The sequence below is a fragment of the Saccharothrix lopnurensis genome (assembly GCF_042658445.1).
Classification (GTDB): Bacteria; Actinomycetota; Actinomycetes; order Mycobacteriales; family Pseudonocardiaceae; genus Actinosynnema; species Actinosynnema lopnurensis.
In genome coordinates this window covers 31,231-44,906 of record NZ_JBHSQO010000003.1, presented here as the reverse complement: position 1 = coordinate 44,906, position 13,676 = coordinate 31,231, and the positions used below count along the sequence as shown (strand labels likewise).

Sequence of the window (13,676 nt, the reverse complement as noted above, 5' to 3'; positions counted from 1 at the left end):
CGACCTCCGGCACGGGGGAACGGGGGTGGGGGAACGAGGTCTGGTCGTTCCCCCACCCCCGATCACCGGTCGGGGCCCGTCAGCCGCCGTAGGCCGACACCGGCGGGCAGGAGCAGACCAGGTTCCGGTCGCCCTTCGCGCCGTCGACGCGCCGCACCGGCGGCCACGCCTTGACCGCGATGACGCCCGCCGGGAACACCGCCACCTCGCGGCTGTACGGGTGGTCCCACTCCGCCGTCACGCAGGCCGCCGTGTGCGGGGCGTTGCGCAGCGGGTTGTCGTCCGCCGGCCACTCCCCCGCGCCGACGCGGTCGATCTCGCGCCTGATCGCCACCATGGCGTCGATGAACCGGTCGATCTCGGCCAGGTCCTCGCTCTCGGTGGGCTCCACCATCAGCGTGCCCGCCACCGGGAACGACATGGTCGGCGCGTGCAGCCCGTAGTCGGCCAGCCGCTTGGCCACGTCGTCCACGGTCACGCCGGTCGCCTTGGTGATCGGCCGCAGGTCGAGGATGCACTCGTGGGCCACGAAGCCGCCCTCGCCGGTGTAGAGCACCGGGAAGTGCTCGTCCAGCCGCCGCGCCACGTAGTTCGCCGCGGCCACCGCGGTCAGGGTCGCCCGGCGCAGGCCGTCGGCGCCCATCATCCGCACGTACGCCCACGAGATCGGCAGGATCGACGCCGAGCCCCACGGCGCGCCGCTGATCGGGCCCACGCCGGTCTCCGGGCCCGCGGCGGGCTGGAGCGGGTGGTTGGGCAGGAACGGCGCCAGGTGCGCCCGCACGCCGATCGGGCCGACACCGGGGCCGCCGCCGCCGTGCGGGATGCAGAACGTCTTGTGCAGGTTCAGGTGGGACACGTCCGAGCCGAACCTGCCGTACCGCGCCAGGCCGATCAGGGCGTTGAGGTTCGCGCCGTCCACGTACACCTGGCCGCCGGCGTCGTGCACCAGCCCGCACACCTCGCGCACGGTGTCCTCGTACACGCCGTGCGTCGACGGGTAGGTGATCATGATGGCGGCCAGGTCGTCGCGGTGCGCCTCGACCGTCTCGCGCAGGTGCCCCAGGTCGACGTTGCCCTTGTCGTCGCACTTGACCACCACGACCCGCATCCCCGCCATCACGGCCGACGCGGCGTTGGTGCCGTGCGCGCTGGACGGGATCAGGCACACGTCGCGGTGCACGTCGCCGTTGGCGCGGTGGTAGGCGCGGATGGCCAGCAGGCCCGCGAACTCGCCCTGGCTGCCCGCGTTGGGCTGGATCGACACCGCGTCGTAGCCGGTGACCTCGGCGAGCCACCGCTCCAGGTCGCCGATCAGCTCCAGGTACCCGGCGGCGTCCCCGACCGGCGCGAACGGGTGCAGCTCGGCGAACTCCGGCCAGGTGACGGGCTCCATCTCGGCCGCGGCGTTGAGCTTCATCGTGCACGAGCCCAGCGGGATCATGCTGCGGTCCAGCGCCACGTCCTTGTCCGACAGCGACCGGAGGTAGCGCAGCAGCGCGGTCTCCGAGCGGTGGGTGTGGAACACCGGGTGGGTCAGGTAGTCGGAGGTGCGGCGCAGGTCGACGGGGATGCCGTCGGCGGTGTCGGCGTCCAGGGCGTCCACGTCGGTCACGGTGACGCCGAACGCCCGCCACACCAGCCGCAGGTGCTCGCGCGTGGTGGTCTCGTCGCAGGCGACGGAGACCACGTCGTCGTCCACCCGCCACAGGTTCACGCCCAGCTCGCGCGCCGCGGCCACGACCTCGGCGGCCCGGCCCTCGACGCGGGCCCTCACGGTGTCGAAGAACTCGCCGTGCACCACCTCCACGCCGGCCTCGCACAGGCCCGCGGCCAGCACGGTCGCCATCCGGTGGGCGCGGGTCGCGATCGCCCTCAGGCCCTCCGGGCCGTGGTAGACCGCGTACATCGAGGCGATCACGGCCAGCAGGACCTGCGCGGTGCAGATGTTGCTGGTCGCCTTCTCGCGGCGGATGTGCTGCTCGCGGGTCTGGAGCGCCAGCCGGTAGGCCGGGTCGCCGTCGGCGTCCACGGACACGCCCACCAGGCGGCCCGGCAGCTGCCGCTCCAGGCCCTGGCGCACCGCCATGTAGCCGGCGTGGGGGCCGCCGAAGCCCATCGGCACGCCGAAGCGCTGGGTGGTGCCGACCACGACGTCCGCGCCGATCTCGCCCGGCGGGCGCAGCAGCGCCAGCGCCAGCAGGTCGGCGACGACGACGGCCTGCGCGCCGGCCCGGTGGATCTCCTCGACGACGGACGCGTGGTCGAGGACCGCGCCGGACGCGCCGGGGTAGGACAGCAGCACGCCGAAGAAGTCGCCGCCCAGGCCGAGGCCCTCCAGGCCCTGCGACAGGTCGGCCGTGACGACCTCGATGCCCAGCGGCTCGGCGCGGGTCTCGATGACGGCGAGGGTCTGCGGCAGCGTGTCGGCGTCGACCACGAACCGGTTCGACCTCGCCCGGCCCGCGCGGCGGACCAGCGTCATCGCCTCGGCGGCGGCCGTGGACTCGTCGAGCATGGACGCGTTGGCCACGGGCAGACCGGTGAGGTCGCCGACGACGGTCTGGAAGTTCAGCAGGGCCTCCAGCCGGCCCTGGGAGATCTCCGGCTGGTAGGGCGTGTACGCGGTGTACCAGGCCGGGTTCTCCAGCACGGTGCGGCGGATCACCGGCGGCGTGGTGGTGCCGTAGTAGCCCAGGCCGATCATCTGGGTCATCGGGCGGTTGCGGGCCGCCAGGGCGCGCAGCTCGGCCAGGGCCTCGGTCTCGGTGGCGGGCGCGGGCAGGTCCAGCACCAGTTCGCGCTCGCGGATCGAGTCGGGCACGGCGCGCTGGGCCAACTCCTCCAGGGAGCCGACGCCGATCACGTCGAGCATCCGCGACAGCTCGGCGGGCCGGGGGCCCACGTGCCGGTCGGCGAAGGGGGTGCCGTGCTCAAGAGCGGCGAGGGGGATGCGGTCCTGCGTCATGAAGCGCCTCCGGGCTACGGGCAGACTCCTGCCGTGGCCCTCCCCCTCTGTCTCCCGCCCGTCGCCGGGCGCCTGAGAGCTTCACCCGGTGGTGACCGGGCTTGCACCGTCGGCGGGGTCGGTGGCCCGACCCGCTTTCCAGAGGCGTCTCACCCACGCGGTCCTTGCGCCTGAGAGGTTCCGGGGAGGATTTGCTCCTTCGGCGCCGAGCGGGCTCGGACTCTCCCGCGCGGGATAAAGCGACTGCGCGCGAATCGTACCCAACCCGGACGCCGCCGGTCCTGCCGGCGCGACGTGGATCTCATCACCTGGACAGCGGGGTTTGAGCGGGTTTTCCAGCGGGCACATTCCCGGTACCCGACCGCGACAGGTCGTGTTCGCGCCGTGCCCGATCCGCGGTTCCGCTCACCCCACCGCCGGCCTTTCCCGCTTCCGCGCCCGGCGGTCCCCCCGCGAGCGCTCTCAGCCGGTGGCCCGGGTGCGCCTGCGGCGCGACAACTCGTCGTTGGAGGCCGCCACGACCTCGGCGCCGTCGGCGCGCTCGGCGGGGAACTCGTGGATGGTGCCGCTGATCTCCCGCATGGCGCCGCTGACCGCGATGCCGAACACGCCCTGGCCACCCTGGAGCAGGTCGACGACCTCCTCGGGCGAGGTGCACTCGTAGACCGTGGTGCCGTCGCTGAACAGCGTGATGCGGGCCAGGTCCTGCACGCCGCGGCGGCGCAGGTGGTCGACCGCGACCCGGATGTTCTGGAGCGAGACGCCGGTGTCCAGCAGCCGCTTGACGACCTTCAGGACGAGGATGTCCTTGAACGAGTACAGGCGCTGGCTGCCGGAGCCGTGGGCACTCCTTATGGTCGGGCTGACCAGGTCCGTGCGGGCCCAGTAGTCCAGCTGGCGGTAGGTGATGCCCGCGATCTGGCACGCGGCCGGGCCGCGGTACCCGACCAGCTCGTCCGGCAGCGAGGAGTCCGGGAACAGCTCGCCCTGTTCGCCGGAGCCGGAGCCCGCCCGGATGATGGGCGCTTCCTGGACCACGCCTGCCTCCCCTCGGTCCGGCCACGACGACCGGCGACCAACGTGAAGCCGCCGCAGTGCCCGAATCACACCGCGGCAATTCACCTGAGCTCGACGGTAAGACCGGCTAGGGGGCAGGTCAACGCGACGCGCGGGACGCGTCTGACCTCAACCTGAGGTAGAGGTTGAGAGAGTCGGCCGTTGTAAGCCATTCGGGTGACGTTTAGTGATCGTTTAGCGGCGGAATGCTGACGTTGTGTAATCCAGAAGTGTGACACCGGGGGGTGGCACGCGGGGTTGATCCACAACGCACCGCACACACCCGCGAGGGGTTCGGCCGCTGGTCGGACCTCTCGCAGGTGGTACTCGCCCGGCGCGGGTGGAGGGTCGGCGGCGGGGGTTTGACGGGGGTCGGCGCGGGGGCCTCCGGCGGCCGGCGCGGGCCGGGGAGGCGGGCCTCCCGGAAGTTCGCCCGACCGGTGGGTACGGCGGACGGGGCCTGAACGGCACGCCCGGGTCCGGGTCGGCGCGGCGGGGCCGCACGCCCGGGGCCCACGCACCACACCGGGACCGCTCACCACGCTCGTCCACGGGCGGGGCCGGTGGGTATTGGCGGGGCACCGGGGCCGGGCCGTCCTGGCCCGAGAAGCACGACAGGGCCCCCGCACGGGGACCCTGTCGACGAGATGACGGGAGAGCCGGCACCGCTCAGGTGTCGGCACCCCGGAAGTCCTCCGGCGACACGGAGTCGAGGAACTCGCGGAACTTCTCGACCTCGTCCTCCTGCTCGTCCGGGATGATCAGCCCCGCCTCGGCCAGCACGGACTCCTCCGCGTGGATGGGCACGCCGACCCGCAGCGCGAGCGCCACCGAGTCGCTGGGCCGCGCGGACACCCGCACGTCGCCGTCGAACACCAGCTCCGCGAAGTAGGTGCCCTCCTGGAGGTCGGTGATCCGCACCTGCTCCAGCTGCCGCCCGAGGGCGCCGATGACGTCCTTGAGCAGGTCGTGGGTCAGCGGGCGGGCCGGGCGCACGCCCTGTTGCTCCAGCGCGATCGCGGTGGCCTCGACGGACCCGATCCAGATCGGCAGGTACCGCTCGCCCTCGGTTTCGCGCAGCAGCAGGATCGGCTGGTTGGCGGGCAGTTCCACCCGCACACCCACGACGCGCATCTCGCTCATCGGGTCTCGCCTCCCTCAGCGCGCTGAAATCCTGGCGTCCCCGCTGTATGAACGAGGATCCCCCAAGTACCCTTTCGACGCTACCCGCCAAGCGGGCCCCGTGCGCAACCGCCCACCCGCTCCGGCATCACGATGCGGACACTTGTTCACCTCGACGAAACGCGCTTACCTGCGACATCGCGCAACCCGACCTCGACCAGCAGCGCGTGCAGCGTGACCGAGAGCGCCGCCAGCTCGCGCACGACCTCGTCGGCCCGCGCCCGGTGCGCCGCCGCGGCGGCCTGCTCGACCAGGGCGACCTCGCGGTCCGCCGCGGCCCGGAACGGGCGCAGGTGCCGGGCCTGGAGCCCGTGCCGGGCCATCGCCCGCACGGTGGTGGCGATCCGCACCGACTCGTGGTCGTAGAACCCGCCCGGACCGGCGCTGACCAGGCCGTGCTGCTCCAGGTCGGCCAGGTCGGCCGACTCGATGCCCGCGCGCGCCAGCAGGTCGTCGCGCGTGATCCGGCGCCCCTGGCCCGACGCGGCGTCCGCCGCGCGCACGCCCTGGTCGGCCGCGTCCAGCTGCTCCCTGATGACCTTGAGCGGCAGGTACCTGTCGCGCTGCGCGGACAGCACGTACCGCAGGCGCTCCACGTCCGCCGGGGTGAACTGCCGGTACCCCGAGGCCGTGCGCGCCGGGCGGACCAACCCCTCCGATTCCAGGAACCGGATCTTGGAGATGGTGACGTCGGGGAAGTCGGGTCGGAGCTGCGACAGCACCGCCCCGATGCTCAACCCCCCGCGTGGCCGCCCGGCCGCCGTCACCGGAGCCCCACCGTCAGGCCCCCTGGCCCCCGGCGCCCGGACCGGTCAGGAAAACCAGGCGGAACTTGCCGATCTGCACCTCGTCGCCGTTGGCCAGCACGGCCTGGTCGACGGGCTCGCGGTTGACGTAGGTGCCGTTGAGGCTGCCCACGTCGATCACCACGAACTCGCCGCCCTCGCGGCGGAACTCGGCGTGCCGGCGCGAGACCGTCACGTCGTCGAGGAAGATGTCGCTGTCGGGGTGCCGTCCGGCGCTGGTCGTGTCGCGGTCGAGCAGGAACCTGGACCCCGCGTTGGGACCGCGCTTCACCACCAGCAGTGCCGACCCGGCGGGCAGCGCGTCGACACCGGCGACCGCCGGCTCCTGGGCGGGCGCCTCGGCGCCCTCGACCTCGGCGAGGAAGTCGGCCCGGAAAACGGAGGTCCGCTCCGGGGACTGCTCGGGCGGGACGCCTGGCCCGTCGTTCGTGCTCACCTGAGCTCTCCTCCTGCTGCTGGAACCGTCGAGTTCGGTAGAACCTATCGTGCCCGAACCCTTGTCTGAGGAGCGGCTCCCCCACCGACCGAAGAGCCGCCGGAAGATCGACGTCACCCCTGCGCCGCCAGCTCCTGGTACGCGGTGGCGTCGAGCAGGTCGTCGACCGCGGTCGGGTCGTCGAGCCGGAGCTCCACCATCCACCCCTCGCCGTAGGGGTCGGAGTTCACCAGGTCGGGCTGCTGGTCGAGGAAGTCGTTGCGCGCGACGACCTCACCCGCGAGCGGGGCGTAGATGTCCGACACGCTCTTGGTGGACTCGACCTCGCCCAGCGTCTGACCGGCTCCGACCTGCTCGCCGAGCTCCGGGAGCTGGACGAACACGACGTCCCCGAGCTGCTCCTGGGCGTAGTCGGTGATGCCCACGCGCACGGTGTCCTCGCTCGTGCGCAGCACCCACTCATGTTCCTCGGTGTACTTGAGCTCCTCGGGAATCACCGCGGTGCGCTCCTTCATGACGGTGGATCTTCGGTGCCGGATCTTCCCACGTCCGGTTCAGGCCGGCGCGACCCCCGGCCGCCGGCGCAGCGCGAGGGTGAACTGGTAGACGTACAGGGCGCCCGACCACAGGTACAGGGCCCCGCCCCAGATCATGAACGCGTAGGCGAGGGGCCGGAGCAGCTGGGCGGCCGTCGACCCGCCCTGGGCGAGCAGGAGCATGGGGAACGCGTAGAGCAGGTTGAAGGTGGCGGCCTTGCCCAGGTAGTTGACCTCGAACGGGCCGTAGCCGCGGCTGCGGAGCACGGGCAGGCAGGCGCCGACCACCAGTTCCCGGCCGACCAGGACCACCACCACCCACCAGGGGATGATCCCGCGCACGACGAACGCCACCAGGGTGGCCAGGATGTACAGGCGGTCGGCGGCGGGGTCGAGCAGCACGCCGAGCTTGCTCATCTGGTTGAACCAGCGGGCGATCTTGCCGTCCAGCCAGTCCGACAGGCCGGCGAGGACCAGCACGACCACCGCCCACCCGTCCGCCCGCGGCCCCAGCAGCAGGTACAGGAACAGGGGCACGCCGAGCAGCCGGAGGACGCTGAGCGCGTTCGGGACGGTCAGCAGCCGGTTCGCGGGCTCGACGTGATCGTGCGGCACAGGCGGGGACTCTAGTGCCGGACCGGCCGCGGGGCTCGCGACCAGGCCCGGGACGGCGGTGCCGACCGGTGCGGCGCCGCGCGACCGGGACCGGTCGCCGGCGCGGCGGGGGTGGTCCGCGGCGGGGTTCACGCGAACCGGTGACGCGACCCGGCGTCAGTTCGTCCGGCTGCGGCTCCACCCGCGTCGCCGCAGCTCGTCGCCGCTGAGCGCCCGCGGGCGGCCCCGGTCGTCGACGCCGACCCAGCGGCCCTGGGCGCCCTCGAGCACGTAGGCGTGGCCCTTGCTCCAGACCACGCTGCACGGGGTGGTGGGCAGCGCGGTCGCGCCGTCGCCACCGACGCACGCCGCCACGGGCTTCGCGGGCTCGGATTCGGCTTCCTTCGTGGTGTTCATCATGAGATCCCTCCACCAGGGGTGTCGCCCACGCGGCTCGCGGCGTTATCCCCGACACAGTGGATTCTGCTCCGACCCTGTCGGCGATCAGGTCCGTTGTCGCCGGATTTCGGTCACCGGTTGCTTGACGCGGCGAGGTGCGCGACGTCTTACCCCGGGGTGTAGCCGGTGGGTTCGGGATCAAACCGTTCACCGTCCGTCATCCACCGCACACCGAGAACCGCACTACACTGGTACCGATCAAGCCGCACCCGTACGGTGGCGGCGCAGCGGTTGAGCCAACAGCCGCGCCGGGGAGTCCTGGCTCGCGGACGTGTCCGTCACGCTGCCGTTCCACGCCGCTCACGCACCACCGCGAGCCGTGGAGCTCCCCACCGGCGTTTCCAGTTGAAGAGGAGAACCTCGTGACGGTTCAGGACCCGGACGTCGTGGCGACGAGCGGAGCCGAGTCCGCCGCGGCGACCGGCCCGCGGGCCGGGCAGATCGGCATCACCGTCCGCGGGGCGGGTGAGGGTGTCGTCGTGGTCGCGGTCAGCGGGGAGATCGACATGCTCACCGCGCCGCAGCTGCGGGCGGACGTGCTGCCCCGCCTCGACGCCGGCGACACCGTCGTGCTCGACCTGTCCGGGGTCAGCTTCCTGGGCTCGGCCGGGCTGGCCGTGCTCGTGGAGGCGTCCCAGCACGGCAAGCGCCGGGGCTCGGCGTTCCGCGTCGTGGCCGTCGCGCGGGCCGTCATCCGCCCGCTCGCCGCGACCGGACTGGGCGAGGTGTTCAGCGTGTTCGAGTCGGTCGACCGCGCGCTGGGGGCCGACGAGCCCCGCTGAACGCGGGTCCGGGGCACCCGCCCGGCTCAGCCGTGCGGCACCACGTCCACGACCTGGTCCACGCCCGCCGCGACGAGTGCGCGGCGGGCGTGGCCGTCCACGGGCGCGCGCACGATGACCTTGTTGCCCGCCGCGGCGGCGGCCTCGGCCACCGGCCGCAGGCTCCTGATCAGCCCGTCGCCGCGCTCACCCAGGGCGCGCAGGTCGACCACGATGGGCACGGTGCCGCCGCGGGCGGCGGTGAGGATGCGGCGGCGGACGGCGGGCGCGGCGTGCGCGGGCACGTCGCCCAGCACCACCACCTCCACCCAGCCCTCGCACTCGGTGACCACCACGGGCTCGGGCGGCGCGGCGTTGAACGTGCCCCGCGTGGCGTGCCGCCGGGCCAGCACGAGGGTGACGGTGGTGCCGGACGGTTGGCGGTCGACGAGCACCTCGTCGACGTTCTCCCGCATCAGCAGCAGGCCCCGGCCGCGCGTGGAGAGCGCGGGGGGTGGCACGCGCCACGTCCCGCGGTCGGTGACGACGACCTGCACGCTGCCGTCGGGCCGCGCGTCCGCGTCGATGGTGACCACGCCGGCCCGGTCGGGGCCGTAGGCGTGCTCCACGGCGTTGCTGGCGGCCTCGTTCACCGCGATGAGCAGGTCGTACCGGTCGTCCTCGTTGAGGCCGGTCCGGGCCAGCCAGCTGTCGAGCTGAGCACGAACCGCCGCGAGTTCCCCGGCCTGCGCCGGGAACTCCACTCCCCAGTGGTGGTCCGCGAGTTGATCGGTCAAGTGGCCCTCCCCGTTGCACCTGTCAGTCTTCCCGGCCGGCGTGTCCGCTACACGTGTGAGCGACGATCAGTTCGGGTACCGATAGCGTCAGCAGCACAACCAGCACAGAAACGGACGTCGAGGTGAGCGTGTCGCACACTGAGCCGCGGAGCGGTGAGTCGGAAAGCGCCCTGACCGGGGTCGAACTGCGGATGTCAGCCGATCCCACGCAGCTGTCGGTCGTCCGGGCGGTGGCCGCCGACATCGCCATGCGCCAGGACTTCGACCTGGACTCCATCGAGGACCTGAAGCTGGCGGTGGACGAGGCGTGCTCGACCCTCATCTCGCTGGCGGCGCCGGCCGCGGTGCTGAGCGCCCAGTTCGTCGTGGTGGAGGGCTCGGTGCAGGTCTCCACGAGGGTCAGCTCGCAGCGGTCGGCCCCGCCGGACCGGGACAGCTTCGGCTGGCGGGTGCTCAGCGCCCTGGTCGACTCGGTCACGACGTGGGTCGCGCCGCAGGACGACGCGTACGAGGTGCACATCGACCTGGTCAAGCGGTCACTGGGGACGGTGGATGCGTGACGGCGCCGGAAGGGAGCACGACGCGGTCCGGCACGCAGGGTGATTACGACCACCTGGCGCCGCTGTTCGTCCAGCTCGCCTCCCTCCCCGCCGGCAACCCGGCGCGGGAGCGGTTGCGCGACGAGCTGGTCACCGAGCACCTGCCGGTCGCCAAGCACATCGCCCGGCGGTTCGGCCACCGCGGCGAGCCGCACGACGACCTGGTCCAGGTGGCGACGGTCGGCCTGATCAACGCGGTCGACCGGTTCGACCCGGAGCGGGGCAGCGACTTCCTGTCGTTCGCCGTGCCGACGATCATGGGTGAGGTCCGGAAGTACTTCCGGGACTCCAGCTGGTCGGTCCGGATGCCGCGGCGGCTCAAGGAGCTGCACCTGGCGATCAACGCGGGCTCGGCGCGGCTGTCGCAGGAGCTCGGGCGCGCGCCGACGCCGAGCGAGCTGGCCCAGCACCTGGGCCTGAGCCGCGAGGAGATCCACGAGGGCCTGGCGGCGGGCAACGCCTACCACAGCGCCTCGCTGGACGACCTGCTGGTGGCCGACGACAGCTCCATCTCGCTGGGCAGCACGCTCGGCGAGGAGGACCCGGAGCTGGAGGCGATCGAGCAGCGGGAGGCGCTGCACCCGCTGTTGGAGAAGCTGCCGGAGCGGGAGCGGAAGATCGTGGTCATGCGGTTCTTCGGCAACATGACGCAGACGCAGATCGCCCAGAAGGTCGGGATCTCGCAGATGCACGTGTCCCGGCTGCTGGCCAAGACGCTGCGGCAGCTGCGGGACGGGTTGAGCGAGTAGCACCGCCGGAGGTCCGGGTTCACGGAGGTCCGGATTCACGACCGAGGATCCACGGCCGAGGATTCACGCCGAAGGGGCCGCCCACGTGGGCGGCCCCTTCGGCGTTCTTCGGGGGCCCGGGGGTCGGGAACGGGCCCACCCGCGTGCCGCGGGTCCCGTGTCGGGGTGCGGCACGCGCACGTTCCCGGGCGCCGGTCGTGGCGGATCGGGGACGTGGGATGTCGGTGGTCGAGCCGGGCCGGGCCGCGATGACCGGCGTGCTGCTCGACGGGGTGCGGTGCGTGTGCGGTGCGTGGTGCTCGTGGTGCGGTGGTCTCCGGCGGTGGCCGCTCGGCGTTGAGCGGGCCGGTGCCGGGGGCGCGAGGTCGGGGCAACCCGGTCGCGGGGCCCGTCCGCGGTGCGGGGGGCCGGTCCGCGGGGTCCGGTCGCGGGTGACCGGGGTGCGCCGGCCGGGAGCCGGCCGGGCGCGGGGTCAGGCCGCGACGCGGCGGCGCGAGGCGGCGATCAGGCGGCGGCGCTCGTCCTCGCCCATGCCGCCCCAGACGCCGTAGGGCTCCTGGACGGCCAGGGCGTGCTCACGGCACCTCAGCAGGACCGGGCATCGGCCGCACAGCTCCTTGGCCCGGTCTTCGCGCGCGGCGCGGGCGGCCCCCCGTTCGTTGTCGGGGTGGAAGAAGACGGCGCTGTCGCGGCCGCGGCAGAGCCCGTCCTTCTGCCAGTCCCAGACGTCGGTCACGGGCTTGGGCAGGCGTGCGGTGCTGGTCATCGGGTGGACCCCCTTGCGGTGTTGCGGTGCTTGATCACGGCTTACCCGCTGTCTGCGGGCGGGCAAACGTGGTGTGCTCGATCGGATTAAGCGGTTCGCAGGGCCGGGGCCACCGACCCGGACCAGAAGCGGAAGAACTGCTCCTGGTCCGGCCCGATCTGCTGGACGTACAGCTCGTCGTAGCCGGCGTCGGCGTAGGAGCGGACCGCGTCGACGTAGGGCTCGACGTCCGGGCCGACGGGCAGCGACGAGCCGACCATCTCCTCGGTGACGAGCGTCGACGCCTGCTCGAAGTGCGCCGGCGTGGGCAGCACCTGGGCGAGTTCGCCGGGCAGCTGCTCGTTGGCCCACAGGCGGTGCGCGGTCTTCGCACCGGCCTCGGCCGAGTCGGCGTGGCAGACCTTGAACCCGGCCTGCGCGGGCTTCGACCCGCCGCCCCCGGAGCGGAACCGCTCGACCAGCGACCCGTCCGGGATGGTCGAGCAGAACCCGTCGCCGATGCGGGCCGCCAGCTCGGCCGCCTTCGGCCCGAACGCCGAGACGTACACCGGGACGGGCTCCGGCGGCAGCGTGTAGAGCCGCGCGTTCTCGACCGTGTAGTGCTTGCCGCGGTGGGTGACCTCCTCGCCCGTCCACAGGGCGCGCATCACCTCGACCGCCTCCTCCAGCATCTCCAGGCGCACCGGCGCGGGCGGCCACGCGTCGCCGAGGATGTGCTCGTTGAGCGCCTCGCCGGAGCCCACCCCGAGGGTGAACCCGCCGCGGCACTGGACGGCGGCGGTCGCGGCGGCCTGGGCCACCACCGCCGGGTGGACGCGCACGGTCGGGCAGGTGACCGCGGTGGTGATCGGCAGCGAGGTGACCTCGGACAGCGCCCCGATCACGGACCACACGAACGGGCTCTGCCCCTGCTCGGAGTTCCACGGGTGGTAGTGGTCGGAGATCCAGAGCCGCTCGAAGCCCGCTTCCTCCGCCCACCGGGCCTGCCGGACGAGCTCACGAGGGTCGAACTCCTCGCACGAGAGGAAGTAGCCGATGCTGACCATGGCGTCCGGTTACCCCGGCGAACCGACCTGAACCCCGCGTGACCGAAGCACCACCGACCCGGATGACGTGCGGTGCGACACGTCGCCGCGCACCGGCGGGGAGAGGGCCGGTTCAGACCTCGACCGGCAGCAGCACCCGCCCGCCCAGCAGCAGGGCGCCGACCACGACGACCGCGAACAGCAGCACCCACACCAGCCCCGGCACGCGGGTGATCCGGGCCAGCTGGTCGGCGTCGGACCCGGGCGCCCGCCCGCGCAGCCGCCGGCGCTGGAGCTCACCCACCGGCCGCACCCCGCCCAGCAGCAGGAACCAGGTGACGAACAGCGCGAACGCGGCCTGCCACTCCTCGGACGCGTACCAGGAGACGAGGAACACCACCCCGCCGGTCAGCACGACCGACAGCACGCCGAAGGCGTTGCGGATCATGACCAGCATCCCGGCCAGCAGCACCACGGTCGCCCACAGCAGCGGCCGGACCTGCCCGGCGGTCACCAGCGCGGCCGCGCCCAGCCCCAGCAGGGACGGGGTCACGTAGCCCGCGAAGTACATGAGGACCACGGCGACCCCGGTGGGCCTGCCCCGCGACACCGTCACGCCGGAGGTGTCCGGGTTGAGCTTGATGCCCTCCAGCCTGCGGCCGGTGAGCAGCGCGACGACGGCGTGCCCCGCCTCGTGCGCGATGGTGATCACGTGCCTGCTGTACCGCCACAGCCCAGGGCCGGCCACCAGTGCCAGCGCCGCGACGACGGGCGCCCACTTCGCGAGAGTCGACATCGACGTCCAGCATGCCAGGCCCGGCCCGGAAGGCGCTCCGGCACCCGGGCTGATCCACGGCGGTCGTGGACCGCTCCGCTTCGCCTGGTCGAGGCGGCGGGTTCCCGGACGACGCGCGGGCCCGAGGGGTCGGGGCACGACGACGC

General features: G+C 73.1%; 15 protein-coding genes and 1 riboswitch. Of the genes, 3 read left to right on the top strand and 12 right to left on the bottom strand.

Annotated elements, in window-relative coordinates; all coding sequences use genetic code 11:
- Nucleotides 1-79: 79 nt before the first annotated feature.
- From gcvP to ACFP3R_RS03955, 8 genes are all read right to left on the bottom strand, one after another.
- A complete protein-coding gene (gcvP, locus tag ACFP3R_RS03990; RefSeq protein WP_380632947.1) occupies nucleotides 80-2,968 on the bottom strand; it encodes an aminomethyl-transferring glycine dehydrogenase in 2,889 nt (962 codons plus the stop codon).
- A gap of 148 nt (nucleotides 2,969-3,116) precedes the next feature.
- A riboswitch (glycine riboswitch) is annotated at nucleotides 3,117-3,206 on the bottom strand.
- Between the two features lie 224 nt (nucleotides 3,207-3,430).
- Nucleotides 3,431-4,006, bottom strand: coding sequence for a MerR family transcriptional regulator (locus ACFP3R_RS03985; protein ID WP_380632945.1), 576 nt, complete (start codon nucleotides 4,004-4,006; stop codon nucleotides 3,431-3,433).
- Between the two features lie 687 nt (nucleotides 4,007-4,693).
- Entirely contained in the window at nucleotides 4,694-5,167 is a 474-nt protein-coding gene (locus ACFP3R_RS03980; RefSeq protein ID WP_380632943.1) for a bifunctional nuclease family protein, read from the bottom strand.
- A 146-nt stretch (nucleotides 5,168-5,313) separates the two neighbouring features.
- Entirely contained in the window at nucleotides 5,314-5,973 is a 660-nt protein-coding gene (gene ftsR / locus ACFP3R_RS03975) for a transcriptional regulator FtsR (RefSeq protein ID WP_380632941.1), read from the bottom strand.
- Between the two features lie 13 nt (nucleotides 5,974-5,986).
- Nucleotides 5,987-6,448 (bottom strand): glycogen accumulation regulator GarA, encoded by a 462-nt coding sequence (gene garA, locus ACFP3R_RS03970; RefSeq protein ID WP_033427969.1) that lies wholly within the window; start codon nucleotides 6,446-6,448, stop codon nucleotides 5,987-5,989.
- Nucleotides 6,449-6,561: 113 nt separating this feature from the next.
- Nucleotides 6,562-6,963 carry a glycine cleavage system protein GcvH gene (gcvH, locus tag ACFP3R_RS03965; RefSeq protein ID WP_380632939.1) on the bottom strand — a complete coding sequence of 134 codons (402 nt, stop codon included), beginning with the start codon at nucleotides 6,961-6,963 and terminating at the stop codon, nucleotides 6,562-6,564.
- Between the two features lie 39 nt (nucleotides 6,964-7,002).
- On the bottom strand, nucleotides 7,003-7,599 hold the full coding sequence (locus tag ACFP3R_RS03960) for a CDP-alcohol phosphatidyltransferase family protein (RefSeq protein ID WP_380632935.1): 597 nt from the start codon (nucleotides 7,597-7,599) through the stop codon (nucleotides 7,003-7,005).
- Nucleotides 7,600-7,755: 156 nt separating this feature from the next.
- Complete coding sequence (locus ACFP3R_RS03955) at nucleotides 7,756-7,995, bottom strand: hypothetical protein (RefSeq protein WP_380633356.1); 240 nt, start codon at nucleotides 7,993-7,995, stop codon at nucleotides 7,756-7,758.
- Nucleotides 7,996-8,399: 404 nt separating this feature from the next.
- On the opposite strand from ACFP3R_RS03955, the gene ACFP3R_RS03950 reads away from it, so the two are divergent.
- On the top strand, nucleotides 8,400-8,819 hold the full coding sequence (locus ACFP3R_RS03950; protein ID WP_380632934.1) for an anti-sigma factor antagonist: 420 nt from the start codon (nucleotides 8,400-8,402) through the stop codon (nucleotides 8,817-8,819).
- Between the two features lie 26 nt (nucleotides 8,820-8,845).
- On the opposite strand, the gene ACFP3R_RS03945 is transcribed toward ACFP3R_RS03950, so the two are convergent.
- Nucleotides 8,846-9,595, bottom strand: a complete 750-nt coding sequence (locus tag ACFP3R_RS03945; RefSeq protein WP_380632932.1) for an ATP-binding protein — start codon at nucleotides 9,593-9,595, stop codon at nucleotides 8,846-8,848.
- A gap of 191 nt (nucleotides 9,596-9,786) precedes the next feature.
- Here ACFP3R_RS03945 and ACFP3R_RS03940 point away from each other — a divergent pair, with 191 nt between their 5' ends.
- Both ACFP3R_RS03940 and ACFP3R_RS03935 read left to right on the top strand, forming a co-directional pair.
- Nucleotides 9,787-10,155: an ATP-binding protein gene (locus ACFP3R_RS03940; RefSeq protein ID WP_380632930.1), complete on the top strand. Its 369-nt coding sequence runs from the start codon at nucleotides 9,787-9,789 to the stop codon at nucleotides 10,153-10,155.
- On the top strand, nucleotides 10,152-10,943 hold the full coding sequence (locus ACFP3R_RS03935) for a SigB/SigF/SigG family RNA polymerase sigma factor (RefSeq protein WP_380632928.1): 792 nt from the start codon (nucleotides 10,152-10,154) through the stop codon (nucleotides 10,941-10,943). Before ACFP3R_RS03940 ends, ACFP3R_RS03935 begins: the two co-directional genes overlap by 4 nt.
- Nucleotides 10,944-11,415: 472 nt before the next feature.
- Here the strand turns inward: ACFP3R_RS03935 and ACFP3R_RS03930 are convergent, their stop codons facing one another.
- From ACFP3R_RS03930 to ACFP3R_RS03920, 3 genes are all read right to left on the bottom strand, one after another.
- A complete protein-coding gene (locus ACFP3R_RS03930) occupies nucleotides 11,416-11,709 on the bottom strand; it encodes a WhiB family transcriptional regulator (protein WP_380632927.1) in 294 nt (97 codons plus the stop codon).
- A gap of 86 nt (nucleotides 11,710-11,795) precedes the next feature.
- Nucleotides 11,796-12,755, bottom strand: a complete 960-nt coding sequence (locus ACFP3R_RS03925) for a TIGR03557 family F420-dependent LLM class oxidoreductase (RefSeq protein WP_380632925.1) — start codon at nucleotides 12,753-12,755, stop codon at nucleotides 11,796-11,798.
- A gap of 112 nt (nucleotides 12,756-12,867) precedes the next feature.
- On the bottom strand, nucleotides 12,868-13,530 hold the full coding sequence (locus ACFP3R_RS03920) for a M50 family metallopeptidase (protein WP_380632924.1): 663 nt from the start codon (nucleotides 13,528-13,530) through the stop codon (nucleotides 12,868-12,870).
- Between the last annotated feature and the right edge of the window lie 146 nt (nucleotides 13,531-13,676).